12 protein-coding genes are annotated in these 13738 nt (G+C 33.8%); 4 read left to right on the forward strand and 8 right to left on the reverse strand.

Annotation, left to right across the window (positions count from 1 at the left end; all coding sequences use genetic code 11):
- The first annotated feature begins 12 nt into the window (after positions 1 to 12).
- Positions 13 to 1311, forward strand: a complete 1299-nt coding sequence (locus tag AC3WVA_RS08545; protein WP_071757057.1) for an MFS transporter — start codon at positions 13 to 15, stop codon at positions 1309 to 1311.
- A 96-nt stretch (positions 1312 to 1407) separates the two neighbouring features.
- Here AC3WVA_RS08545 and AC3WVA_RS08550 read toward each other — a convergent pair whose 3' ends face one another.
- Together AC3WVA_RS08550 and AC3WVA_RS08555 are read right to left on the reverse strand one after the other, a co-directional pair.
- Positions 1408 to 2976, reverse strand: coding sequence for a BCCT family transporter (locus AC3WVA_RS08550; RefSeq protein ID WP_098344638.1), 1569 nt, complete (start codon positions 2974 to 2976; stop codon positions 1408 to 1410).
- Positions 2977 to 3335: 359 nt separating this feature from the next.
- Positions 3336 to 4406: a nitric oxide synthase oxygenase gene (locus AC3WVA_RS08555; protein WP_098344637.1), complete on the reverse strand. Its 1071-nt coding sequence runs from the start codon at positions 4404 to 4406 to the stop codon at positions 3336 to 3338.
- 216 nt (positions 4407 to 4622) lie between these two features.
- Between AC3WVA_RS08555 and sodA the strand changes: the two genes are divergently transcribed.
- On the forward strand, positions 4623 to 5249 hold the full coding sequence (gene sodA, locus AC3WVA_RS08560; protein ID WP_195756030.1) for a superoxide dismutase [Mn]: 627 nt from the start codon (positions 4623 to 4625) through the stop codon (positions 5247 to 5249).
- 93 nt (positions 5250 to 5342) lie between these two features.
- On the opposite strand, the gene AC3WVA_RS08565 is transcribed toward sodA, so the two are convergent.
- Both AC3WVA_RS08565 and AC3WVA_RS08570 read right to left on the reverse strand, forming a co-directional pair.
- Positions 5343 to 6215: an NAD-dependent epimerase/dehydratase family protein gene (locus tag AC3WVA_RS08565; protein WP_492321861.1), complete on the reverse strand. Its 873-nt coding sequence runs from the start codon at positions 6213 to 6215 to the stop codon at positions 5343 to 5345.
- Between the two features lie 105 nt (positions 6216 to 6320).
- On the reverse strand, positions 6321 to 6911 hold the full coding sequence (locus AC3WVA_RS08570; RefSeq protein WP_000542569.1) for an AmiS/UreI family transporter: 591 nt from the start codon (positions 6909 to 6911) through the stop codon (positions 6321 to 6323).
- 426 nt (positions 6912 to 7337) lie between these two features.
- Here AC3WVA_RS08570 and AC3WVA_RS08575 point away from each other — a divergent pair, with 426 nt between their 5' ends.
- Positions 7338 to 7739: a hypothetical protein gene (locus tag AC3WVA_RS08575; protein WP_048527951.1), complete on the forward strand. Its 402-nt coding sequence runs from the start codon at positions 7338 to 7340 to the stop codon at positions 7737 to 7739.
- A 124-nt stretch (positions 7740 to 7863) separates the two neighbouring features.
- On the opposite strand, the gene galE is transcribed toward AC3WVA_RS08575, so the two are convergent.
- Both galE and trhA read right to left on the reverse strand, forming a co-directional pair.
- Entirely contained in the window at positions 7864 to 8880 is a 1017-nt protein-coding gene (gene galE, locus AC3WVA_RS08580) for a UDP-glucose 4-epimerase GalE (protein ID WP_048527950.1), read from the reverse strand.
- 222 nt (positions 8881 to 9102) lie between these two features.
- Positions 9103 to 9750, reverse strand: a complete 648-nt coding sequence (gene trhA, locus AC3WVA_RS08585) for a PAQR family membrane homeostasis protein TrhA (RefSeq protein ID WP_071757053.1) — start codon at positions 9748 to 9750, stop codon at positions 9103 to 9105.
- A 164-nt stretch (positions 9751 to 9914) separates the two neighbouring features.
- On the opposite strand from trhA, the gene AC3WVA_RS08590 reads away from it, so the two are divergent.
- Positions 9915 to 10475: a DUF1836 domain-containing protein gene (locus AC3WVA_RS08590; protein WP_195756033.1), complete on the forward strand. Its 561-nt coding sequence runs from the start codon at positions 9915 to 9917 to the stop codon at positions 10473 to 10475.
- A 148-nt stretch (positions 10476 to 10623) separates the two neighbouring features.
- Here the strand turns inward: AC3WVA_RS08590 and AC3WVA_RS08595 are convergent, their stop codons facing one another.
- Complete coding sequence (locus tag AC3WVA_RS08595; RefSeq protein ID WP_048527947.1) at positions 10624 to 11862, reverse strand: hypothetical protein; 1239 nt, start codon at positions 11860 to 11862, stop codon at positions 10624 to 10626.
- 245 nt (positions 11863 to 12107) lie between these two features.
- Complete coding sequence (gene dbpA / locus AC3WVA_RS08600; protein WP_341013860.1) at positions 12108 to 13553, reverse strand: ATP-dependent RNA helicase DbpA; 1446 nt, start codon at positions 13551 to 13553, stop codon at positions 12108 to 12110.
- Positions 13554 to 13738: the final 185 nt, after the last annotated feature.

Below are 13738 nucleotides of genomic sequence, written 5' to 3' on the forward strand. Positions count from 1 at the left end.
GGAGGAGTAATGATGAACGTCACTACTGATGTACAATCAACAACAGAGGAGACGAAAGAGAAAAGATATAAAACATTATTTGGTTCTGCGCTAGGATATGCAGCAGAAGGCTTAGATATGTTGCTCTTATCTTTCGTACTCGTCTACATTTTAAAAGAATTTCATTTAAGCCCTGTTGAAGGTGGAAACTTAACATTAGCTACTACAATAGGGATGCTAATCGGGTCCTATTTGTTTGGATTTATCGCTGATTTATTTGGACGTATCCGTACAATGGCCTTCACAATCTTACTGTTCTCACTCGCAACAGCACTCATTTATTTCGCAACAGATTATTGGCAATTATTAATTCTTCGCTTTTTAGTTGGAATGGGAGTTGGTGGTGAATTCGGGATTGGGATGGCCATCGTAACTGAAACATGGTCGAAAGAAATGCGCGCTAAGGCGACATCGGTTGTTGCACTTGGATGGCAATTTGGCGTACTAGTCGCTTCACTCCTTCCAGCATTTATCGTCCCGCATTTTGGATGGAGAGCTGTTTTCTTATTCGGACTCATTCCCGCTCTATTAGCTGTTTATGTACGCAAAAGTTTAAGTGAACCGAAAATATGGGAACAAAAACAACGATACAAAAAAGAGTTGTTAAAAAAAGAGGTTGAAGGTAATTTAACAACTACTGAAACAGAACAACTAAAGCAAATGAAAAAGTTCCCACTTCGAAAGTTATTTGCAAATAAAAAAGTAACGATAACAACAATTGGTCTTATTATTATGTCATTTATCCAGAACTTCGGATATTATGGCATCTTTACATGGATGCCAACTATTTTAGCAAATAAATATAACTACACATTAGCAAAGGCGAGCGGTTGGATGTTCATCTCTACGATCGGCATGCTAATTGGGATTGCAACTTTCGGTATTCTAGCCGATAAAATTGGTCGCCGTAAAACTTTTACAATCTATTATGTCGGTGGTACTATATACTGTCTCATTTACTTCTTCTTATTCACAGACTCAACATTATTGTTATGGGGAAGCGCATTGCTTGGATTTTTTGCAAATGGCATGATGGGAGGATTCGGAGCAGTTTTAGCTGAAAACTATCCTGCTGAAGCTCGCTCTACAGCAGAAAACTTTATTTTCGGTACAGGACGTGGTTTAGCTGGATTTGGACCGGTTATTATTGGATTGCTTGCTGCAGGTGGTAATTTAATGGGAGCATTATCTCTCATCTTCATTATCTATCCAATCGGTTTAGTTACGATGCTATTATGTGTTCCAGAGACGAAAGATAAAGTATTAGAATAGATTGAAACTATATCCTTCAAGAAACATAGTTGGATAAATAGGAAAGAGGAAGTATCTCAAATGAGATGCTTCCTCTTTTTATATAAATACAATTCTTTATTTTGATTTACTAGCTTTTTGGAACAAGAAGGAGGTTTTCTCTTCTTCTTTTACAATACCTTGCTTTAAAGCTAATTCCCCTGCAACTTTTGGCGCTAACCATAGCATTGGGAATAATAGAATGGATACCGGGACAGCTGTTACTACGATGAATGATTGCAACGCATTAATACTTCCCTCACCCATGTATAAAAGAATCGCTGCAACTGTTCCCATAATAAGCGACCAAAACACTCGCAAACTAATTCTAGGGTCTCCATCTCCAGTCACTGCCATTGAAATCGAATACGCCATTGAATCTCCTGTTGTTACTACAAATAAAATTGTTAATAAAAGAAACGCGGGTCCAATAATATTAGAGAGTGGCAGTTGCTCTGTAATTGCAATCATAGCCGCTGGCATACCAGATTCACTTAATGCTGTCGATATAGAACCAGGATTCATTAACTCATAAAATACACCTGATCCCCCTAGTATAGTAAACCAAAATGTTGTAATAATAGGTGCAATAATTCCAATTGCAACGATGATTTCTCGGATTGTTCTTCCTCTTGAAATACGGCTCACTAAAATTGCCATCATCGGTCCGTATCCAATAAACCATCCCCAGAAAAAGATTGTCCACGATCCTAACCAACCTGTATCACCACGATATGTGCTCATTGGAATAAATTCATTTATATAAAATCCAAACGAAGAAACAAATGAATCAATAATAAATCCACCTGGTCCAAACAGTAATACGAATAGCATTAATAAAACTGCTAACCTAACATTTAAATTACTTATAATTTGAATCCCTTTATCAATACCAGTTACCGCAGATATAGTAGAAACAGCTACTACACAAACAATAATAGCTAATTGAGTCGTAAACACATCAGGAATATTAAACAATGCTTGTAGCCCATAACTTGCTTGTAGTCCTAAAAATCCGATTGGACCAATCGTCCCTGCAGCTACCGCAATAATGGCAAATACATCAATCATTGTTCCAAGCCAACTCTTTCGCAATTTCTCTCCAAAAATAGGATATAAAAGCGTTCGAGGTTTTAACGGCATACCTTTATGATAATGTCCGTACATCATAACTACCGCACTAATTGTACCTAAAATCGTCCAAGCGAGGAACCCCCAGTGCATATAACTTTGTGCTAAAGCAGGCATTACCGCTTCTTGCGTTCCAGCAGTTATACCTTCATGTATCGGTGGCACCGTCATCAAATGGTACATCGGCTCTGCGGCTGCCCAAAAAACGCCACCTCCGGCAAGTAATGTAGACATAATAATAGCGAGCCATTTTGTCGTACTAATCTCAGGTTTTTCTAATCCCCCAAGTTTAACTCTCCCATATTTCGAGAACGCCATACACATTGCCACAACGAATGTACCAATTAATAAAACTTGCCAAAAGGCACCAAAATATTTAATCGAAGCTGCAAAACTTCTATTAATGACTCCCTCTACGTAACTTTTATTTAAAATAACTGCAATTACAAATAATAAAAGTGAGCCACCACTAATAAGAAATACAGGCCAATCTGTTTTTCGACTCTTCATTCTCATTTATACTTCCTCCTTCCTCAGCAATCTAAAAAAACAACTTTATTATGTTTTATCGTTTACACCCAAAACATAATGATTATATAAGCATAATAATTTATCGATTTTCTACACACTTATGTTGTCCCTAAAAATATGCTAAATCTCTTATTTAAAAGAAAATTTCTATTCCTATTACATAAAAAAGCAAAACAAAAGACCTTATATTTCTATAAGGTCTTCGAAACAGAAATTTGATTATAACATAAGGAACTGCTTCGTTCAAAAAGCTCCTTCCAAAAAAACCGAGCGTAAAGGCTTCCATTTGCTACGTAACAGTAATTAAAAAAATTATATTTCGCAGAAAAAAACTATACTAAGTATCATTTATGAAAGAAATTCGGCTTCAAAATTTCATTCGGATACGGTTTATGATAAATATGAGTGGTAGCTGGAGATAACGGTGGAATGAGCCACACCCAATTCCCTGTTACAACCCGTCCACAAGCGGCTTCTTGTTTCTCAAATTGCTGAAATTGTTGTGCAGCAGTATGATGGTCCACAATACTAACTCCTTGTTTTTTAAAGGAATGTAAAACAGCCACATTCAATTCAATTAACGCCTTATCTTTCCATAACGTACCATTTCTAGAAGTATCGAGATTCATCATCTCTGCAACGGCTGGCAGTAAATTATAACGATCATGATCCGCTAAATTACGGGCCCCAATTTCCGTACCCATATACCATCCATTGAACGGAGCAGCGGTATAAGAAATACCACCAATCTCTAGACGCATATCTGAAATCATCGGTACTCCATACCACTTTACTCCTAAAGATGAGATTGGATACTCTGGATGTTCAATCGGTACCTCTTTCACTTCTTTTTTAGGAATTTCTCTATATACAGGTTCTTTTCCATCGACAGAAAACACCAGTGGCAATACATCATAATGCGTGCCTTCTCCTTGCCAGCCAAGCTCCTGACAAAAATCCGTAAACGCAGCGGAATGAGAGTCACCAATCACTCCCATCTCTGTTTTATATCCTGCATATCGAATCAATTGGTGATTATAAATTCTTATATTATTTTCCTCACCTTGATATTGCTTAAAAATTGTAATGGTCGGTTTTACTTTTCCGTCATTCGTTGCATATTTAATATGATGAATTAATGCATTATATACACCTTCCTCATCATTTACTTCACGTGCATCTAATATGTGCATCTTACTCCAAAATAGTCTTCCGATACATCGATTACTATTGCGCCATGCCATGCGCGATCCATGAACAAGTTCTTCAAATGTATGCTCATACGTCCCCGTCTTCTCTATCTCAACTTGAATTTCTTTCATGCGTTCTTCCATGAATTGTTCTTTATTAAGCTCTTTATAGCAAATCCTAATAAACTGACTCGCTTCCTCTATTAATTGTTTCGTTTTACTCATAAACGATCTCCTTCTATTCCAACAAAACGTTACTACTTTACAGTATAAGCAAAAAGAATAAGAGTCACAAATGAAAGTCGAAGTGTTACTTTTATTGTAATATTTTTCAGAAAATTAAAGAGATTACTATTGACTTATGTAAAAAATAGGTGTATTTTTGACTCAGGTAAATTATTTTTACCTAGACCAACTTTTAATGAGAAAGGAGGAAATGTCATGTCTTCATTTCAATTGCCAAAACTTTCATATGACTATGATGAACTAGAGCCATATATTGATAGCAATACACTTTCTATTCATCACGGAAAGCATCATGCGACATACGTAAATAATTTGAATGCCGCTTTAGAAAACTATACGGAATTACATAATAAGTCTTTAGAAGAGTTACTATGTAATTTAGACGTTTTACCAAAGGAAATTGTTACAACTGTAAGAAATAACGGTGGTGGTCACTATTGTCATAGTCTTTTTTGGGAAGTAATGAGCCCGCGAGGTGGCGGTGAGCCTAATGGAGACGTTGCAAAAGTAATTGATTATTATTTCAATACCTTTGACAACTTAAAAGATCAACTTTCCAAAGCAGCTATTAGTCGTTTTGGAAGTGGCTATGGATGGCTTGTTATGGACGGTGAGGAACTTTCCGTTATGAGTACACCCAATCAAGATACACCTTTGCAAGAAGGTAAAATTCCATTACTCGTTATCGATGTATGGGAACACGCCTATTATTTAAAGTATCAAAATCGGCGCCCAGAATTTGTTACCAATTGGTGGCATACAGTGAACTGGGACCGGGTAAACGAAAAGTATTTACAAGCAATTCAATCACAAAAACATTAGTCGTGCGTATAAGGTAAATTTGGTAATGTAAAATTAGTATTGTCGAAATCCTCCAGAATCCCCCGGATTGCCACCGGGGGATTTATGATTATTTCATTGTATGTAATAAAGTAATACTTGTTCTATGTCTATTTTCAACTCTCGAAACGGGAATCCTAATTCACTAGCTTTTCCATTGTGTAATGTACAATTAATCACTTCATTGTAAGGTGCTACATTATCTCCTACTTCTTGAACAAGTGCTTTTATTCCCGTATTTTCTTCTATGAAATGAATGATTTCTCTAGTAGAAACTACTCCATTACTACAAGCATTGATTGGCCCTTCTACACTTTCCACCCCGCACCAAGCTAAAAATTCTCCTGCTTCTTTTTCATGTATAAATGACAACTCTCCATCTAAATGATTCACAGCGATAGGTTCTTGCCTTACAATATGCTCAACATAAAATTGTAATCTTTTCGTATAATCATTTTCTCCAATAACAACTGGAAAACGCACTGCAACAACTGGGAATGTTGCTTGTTGAAATACAACAGCTTCAGCTAATCGCTTGCCTTCACCATAATTAAAATCCTTCCTATCCCCATATGTAATAACATACTCGTACGGATTGAAGTCTTCTTCTGATAAGCTTATTGCAGGTTCATAGACGGCCATTGAAGATGTCATAACGTATTTCTTCGTTTTTCCTTGTAATACTTCACATATTATCTTCGCCGCATTCGAACTATAGCATAAATTATCATATACGATATCATAACTTTTATCTTCTAGACACTCTGCTAGTTGTTTTCCATCTTCTCTATCTACAATAAATCTGTTTACTCTACTACCAAAAGAATCCTCCGTAATTCCTCTTGTCGCAATCGTTACATCGTGTCCATTTTGCAAAAGTGCTTCTACTAAATGTTTACCAAAAAATCTTGTTCCCCCTAGTACCAATACTTTTTTCAATTTCATCATCCCCATTTTGATAAATTGTAAAATACTCCCTCTCTATTATAAATGCTAATATAAAAAAAGCATGAAATTCGTTTAACGATTCCATGCTTTTCTACAGAAAATATATTAACGTACTCGATATTTATAAATACAATAACAGAAGTATAAAATAGAAATTACAGATACATAAACCCATAGCTCATATACGAATCCCTCTCCCCATACTCCCATAAAATAAAAGAGCGAAGGCAACGTCAATGTTACCCATGATTGTACGAAGGCAATTCTTCCAAGATATTGATTGATATTCTTTTTTTGTGTATTTAATACAAAGAATAAGTACCAAAGTAATGCCCACATAAACCATGTTAATGCATTAACAACATCGTGGAATTGAACAAATGAAACAACCATATAGAATAAAGCAATAATTGCTACCCAAATACAAAACCATCCTAGACCGCTACTATCCATTCCTTTTATAAAAGTAACACCTACATATAAATAGGTTAATCCAAATAAGAAAGTAGCTGCATATGAATATACCGTCCAATTGCTTTGGTCAGAAATCATGATCAAATAGAACGGGATAATAATTTGTAGTGCACCCACAAATAAATTAAAAACACCCGCACTTTTCATCTCTGCTTTTCCTAATATAACGAGACTATTTAAAAATAAAGCTGCACCCGAAAGTAATAATCCTACATAACCCATATATCCTCATGTGAAAACCTTATATTTTCACACCGTACCCTCCCTATCTTGTAAAAATTATATTATTCCTTATTTTCCTTCTTACTTACAACTACATACAAAGTTTTTTCGAAAATAAGTCAGACTTCCTACCTTAAAAAGCAATAAAAAAATCCCTTTCATGCATGTCATACAGTAATGATTTCAATCAAAATGTATCACGCAATAAAAACGCTTTCAATAATACGTAATTCAATTAAAAAGCTAATAGGATTATTTGATTATAAACGCACTTTAACAATGATACAAGTATTGGAATATTATTCAATATTACATTTTTGATTTCTATAAAAAATTGATAGAATAATGCATTTTACCTATCTCCTTCTATCAATGCTCTGCATAGAATATTGTAAAATCATATTAAATTAGAAAGGTCTGATATTTATGCCTCCTCATTATCCACATCAATCTGTTATTCATTCAACAGGTGTATTAACAAGAGAACCTGCAACAGTTTCAGCAGTAATAAACATTGTAAATTTAGATGCATATTACGCACACTATGTAAATATAGAAGTATGGGATTGGTCTAACTATTCTAATCCTGTAAAATTACCTGTACTCATTGGTGAAGATACAGTGGTAGAATTCCCATACCTTTTAGAAGGTAACAACCTAGCAGTATTTTATGCTAATTTAGATGAAGCTATTAATTTGTATGAAATTCGTATTTCTTATCCTCCTCACTCCAACATTATTGCAAATTGTTTCGGACGAAGCCTACCGCCTTATGCAAGCCAAGAAGGTAATACAGTTTATCATAAACAACTTGTTCGCATTCATTAAGAGTCCTTTCTTCTATAGAACTAGTTGCTATTCAAACGCTATGATCAGTAATATGTTCTCTTTCCTCCATTGAACATATTACTGATCTCAAGCAACGAAATAAGCGAACGATCTACTAACTACCTTAAATCATTTGATAGCCGTTTTTATTATTTACCTGCCATCTCCAAGAATCTATGCACATCTCTTCTAATCCATATTCCGCTTCCCACCCTAATTCTCGTTTCGCCTTAGATACATCAGCAAAACATATTGCTACATCACCAGGACGACGCCCAATCACTTTATAAGGAATCTTTTTACCCGAAACCTTCTCAAAAGCCTTTACCATCTCCAAAACACTATACCCTTTACCTGTGCCAAGATTATATGCCTCGATTCCTTTCGTCCCAAGTACTTTCTCGAGTGCCTTTACATGTCCTTTTGCAAGGTCAACAACGTGAATATAGTCACGGACACCGGTCCCATCTTTTGTTGGATAGTCGTTTCCGAATATATTTAGCTCCTTTAACTTACCTACCGCTACCTGCGTTACATATGGCATTAAATTATTTGGAATTCCATTTGGATCTTCTCCAATACGACCACTTTTATGTGCTCCAAATGGATTGAAATAACGAAGTAATGCAATACTCCATTCATCATCAGCTTTTGCTACATCACGCATCATCTGCTCAATCATTAGTTTTGTTTGTCCATATGGATTTGTCACACTCAGCGGAAATTCTTCTGTAATTGGTGATGTTTTTGGAATTCCATATACAGTTGCAGATGAACTAAAAATAAATTTTTTAACATTATGTTTCTGCATCACATCACATAGTATGATTGTACTTATTATATTATTATAATAATATGTAAGAGGAATTGTAGTCGATTCTCCTACTGCTTTAAATCCAGCAAAATGTATAACCGCTTCAATGTTATTTTGTAAAAAAATCTCATTCATTTTTTCACGATTTAGAACACTTTCTTTATAAAATTCAAATTGTTTTCCTGTTATTTCTTTTACTCGATTTAAAGACTCGATTGAACTATTCGAAAGATTATCTACGACTATAATTTTATAATTATTATTTAATAATTCTATACACGTATGACTACCAATATATCCTGCTCCACCCGTTATAAGTATCGCCATATATATAGTCCCCCACTAATTGTTAATTATAAAATTTTATAACCTCAATACACATCTATCCTACCACAAAAAATACTGATAATTCTAAAAATTTATTTTTATTATGATTTATATAAAAAAGAGCCACATAACCTTTACGTTATGTAACTCTTCAACATACATATGTGTCTATATCTTTTTTATTAATCAAGAAAATAAAAATCGCCTAGAAATCTCATATCGTTAAATTACGTAACAATAAACACTTAAAAAGTGGGCGAGGCTTCCCAATAATACGAAAATGTGAAAAATTTCATGATGCCCCATATGTTTAAACTCTAACCATTTTGGTTTTGTTCCATAAATAAATCCACCAATTGTATAAAGAATGCCTCCAAGCACTAGAAGCACGATACCTCCTGCACTTAAGTTAGCAGCTAACGGTGCAAAAAATAGTACAATTAACCAACCCATTGTAATATAAATGGCTGTTGATAACCATCTCGGGCAACTAAACCAAAACATTTTAAAAACAATACCACAAATGGCAGTTGCATACACTAAACAAAATAATAATAGACCGTTTGCAGAATGTAATGTAATTAAACAAAATGGTGCATATGTACCTGCAATCAATATAAAAATCATAGAGTGATCAAGCTTCCTAAAGAAATAAATAACACGTTCACTGGCTACAACACTATGATATACAGCTGATGCTGTATACAGAACCATCATTCCGATACCAAATAAAATAACAGCTGTAATTGCCGCAAAAGACGGCATATTAATAGAAACTTTTACAAGCATAGCTAATAATGCAATAAATGATAATACAGCTCCTCCCAAATGGGTAAAAGCATTAACCGGTTCTCTTATATAAGCATTCACATAAACACCCCTCATATAATTACATGTAGTTTCAATAACTACATGTAATTATATACACATTATAACTATAGGTCAACATTTACAATTCATTTGTTTCGTAATACCATATTTAGAGATAAACTAAACATTACGCTCCACTATGTTATAAAAGCGAGGGGTTCTACGTGGAAAATATAAATAAATTACTTGAAACATTACATTTAGAAAAGAATATTACGCTTGAAGATATTCCAAATGTCGACTTGTATGTAGACCAGGTTGTCCAACTATTTGAAAATACTTATGCAGATACAACAAGAACTGATGACGAAAAAGTATTAACAAAAACAATGATTAACAATTATGCAAAAGGGAAATTATTTATTCCAATCAAAAATAAAAAATACTCAAAAGAGCATATGATTTTAATCAGCCTAATTTATCAATTAAAAGGGGCTCTTTCCATTAATGACATAAAAAGCTCCTTAGAAAATATAAATGAATCTTTATTACACGACGATTCATTCAAATTAAATACACTATATAAAGAGTATCTTTCTCTTACCGAAAATAACGTCGAAAGCTTTACACAAGACGTAAATAGCCGTGTTTCAGAAGTAAGTGAAATTTCTTCTTTAGAAGATCCGAACCTAGAGAAATTTTTATTACTAACATCATTTGTGTCGATGAGTAATATGTATAGACGCTTAGCTGAGAAGTTAATTGATGATTTAAAAGAGTCCTAATAACTATCCGAATGATTGTAGTATTTTAGAAATTATATTTTCTAAGTATCCTCTCATGTTTATTTTTCTATTGGGATTTTACTCTTTCAAAATAAAAAAGTACATTTTGCATACTCGCAAAATGTACTTCTCTCTAAAATTATAATTTTTATTGTTTATTTATTAGCAATTCAAAGCGATCACAACACTCTTTTACTAATAATTTACACATAGCATAGAAAATAAAAACATTAATAGTAACGATAAACATTCCCATATTCGTATTAAAGCCCGCATACAAGACCATTACTATATTTAAAAAGATTGTTAACGTTAATCCTAAAGCTATTCCTGTCCACTTCATTTCATATAGCAGTAAAAAGAGTACAAATACTAACGCTGGGAAAGCATATCTCTCATGTATTTGCGTAGGTAACATAAAGAACGCAAAACTTATAAAAGTCGCGGCTTTCATTAGAACTGCCGTATTCATATGACGATGGAAAAAGACATATAAGCAAGTTAATGCCGCTGCAATAGACAAGAGTATTAACCCAACTGTTTTCAATGTAATATGTGGTACAACTTGAATCGTGTCCACCATATTAGGATCCGTACCAATTGCGTAATACCAAATATTCATAGCAAATACAGTTACCGTTGGGAAAGTACCCACCGCATTTAAATATGCTTGTGTTAACATAGTAATAAATGTTCCATGGGCTGCGAAATAAAGACCGAATATTAATAATGGGATACAGAACCCTATTATAAATTTAATTAATTGCTTACCTTCCCTTTTTTCCCAAATGATTTTTAAGAAATACATAGCAAACACAGGCGCAATTACGATCGATTGAAATTTAGCTAGTAACGCTATAGCGTAAATAGCACCAGACCAAGTTGGCTTAGACATTAGTAATAAAATAGAACTAACCATCAGTATACTATGTAGCATATCTACTTGACCCCAAATAGTTCCATCCACTATAACGGCTGGACTAAATGCGAAAAATGTTACTAATGCTGCTCTCACAATCGAATTGTCTATCCTTTTAGAAACTATAGCAAAAATAATTATAGCTACTACTTCAAATACAATGGATGGGACTCGAATTAAAACACCCGCAGCTTCCACATATGTATTAAAAAACGACAATATACCTCCATAAATACCTAAGAGAGCTAAAAAAAATGGCGGATAGTTTACTAAATCTCCATGTGCATACACATCACCTAGTCCATATTTACCTACTGTATTCATCCAATCCACAAAAAATAGTTGATCTCGTTCATACCCTTCTAAATGAAATGCTAAATATAAACGTAATAAAAGAGATGCAACAACTACTACAATCAAATAAAAATGAAGCCATTTTAAACTCCACCTATCTTGAGTAAAATTCATTAAACAAAACACCGTCCTTACTTTTTATAGCTTACAACAATTGAATTAAAAGTCGAATTGCTTATATAAAAATATCCCTCTAAACGAATTAACAAATTCCCATTCAATGGTATAAAAAAATCAAATAAATATACTAACATACAAAAAAACAATCGTCAATTACGTATTAGTTAAGGTCCACTCAAATTATCCGCTCTATAAATAAGCCTCAAAAAAATATCCACCTTTAAAGTGGATATTTTCATTTATTTAATTGCCTCATGAACTTTCAATTGTTTACCTTTTATCGTTGTATTTCTCATAACCTTTAAAACGAGTGGTCCTTTTCCGTTTAATATTTCAACATAAGAAACATTATCTTGTATTGTAATAATGCCTATATCTTCAGCCGAAACACCTTGGATTTTAGCAATGGTGCCGACGAAATCTACCGCCCTAATCTTCTTTTTCTTCCCGCCATTAAAGTACAGTTTCATAATTCCTTTATTTATATCCGCATTTTTATCTTTCTTTATAATTGGTTTAGCATGTATTTTTTCTTCAAATACAGCTTTCCCTTTTATAACTTCTTCTTTTGAAGGTGCCAATACTTTTGGAATTTCAAATCCGATATATTCTTCAATTTCTTCTAAAAATCTATTTTCATAAGGCGTTATAAATGTAATGGCCTTTCCGCTATTACCAGCTCGTCCCGTTCTTCCCGTACGGTGTACATAGCTTTCTTTTTCTAATGGAATATCGTAATTAATAACATGTGTAATATTATCAATATCAATTCCTCTCGCAGCTACATCAGTTGCTACTAAATAACGGAATTTTCCTTTTCTAAAATCATCCATAACTTCAAAACGATCTTCCTGTACCATACCACCGTGTATTTTGTCACAAGGATAATTAACTCGTTTTAGCTGTCTATATACATGGTCTACATTTTCTTGTGTACGACAAAAAACAATGCAACTGTCTGGATTTTCAATCATCGTTACGTCTTTAAGGAGTGAAAACTTCTCTTCTTCCCTTACTTCAAACAGAGTATGTTCAATTTTATCCGTTGTAATTCCAGCCGCTTTAATTTCAATATGAGTTGGTACATTCATATATGTACGTGATAACTTTTCAACATCTTCCGGTAATGTTGCTGAAAATAGCATTGTCATTCTTTTTGCAGGTAATTCATCAATAATTGCCTCTACTTGATCGATAAAGCCCATATTTAACATTTCATCTGCTTCATCAATCACTAAATATTTTAATCGCTCTAAAGAAAGAGTTCCCTTTTCAATATGATCTAACACACGCCCTGGAGTCCCTACTACAATATGCGTCTTTTGTTTTAGCTCTAATTTTTGACGTGCATATGGCGATTTACCATAAATTGCAGCAGCTTTAATTCTTTTGAATCGCCCTATATTCGTAATATCTTCTTTTACTTGAACAGCAAGTTCCCTCGTCGGTGTTAAAACTAATGCTTGTGGTTTATTTTCTTCCCACTCTACCATTTCACAAAGTGGTATACCGAACGAAGCCGTTTTCCCACTACCTGTTTGTGATTTTACAACAAGGTCCTTCTTTTGCAATGCAACTGGAATAACCTCTCCTTGCACTTCTGTTGGATGCTCATATCCTAAACCAGTAAGTGCTCGTCTCACTTCTTTACTTAATGCATAATTACTAAAGCTTTTTTTACTCATATATTAACCTCATTTGATTTTATATTTAACCTATTCTGTTCTTCATACCTCACTTTAGACTATAGTAAGATACTATATTAATCCACTGTTTTTAATTCGTTTCAGCCTAAATTTATCTACATATAATTTTAAAATAGTAAAAGGCAGCCTTAATAATAAGTCTGCCCTATCTATACCATATTCAT

The sequence above is a fragment of the Bacillus sp. EB106-04-02-XG92 genome (assembly GCF_058791995.1).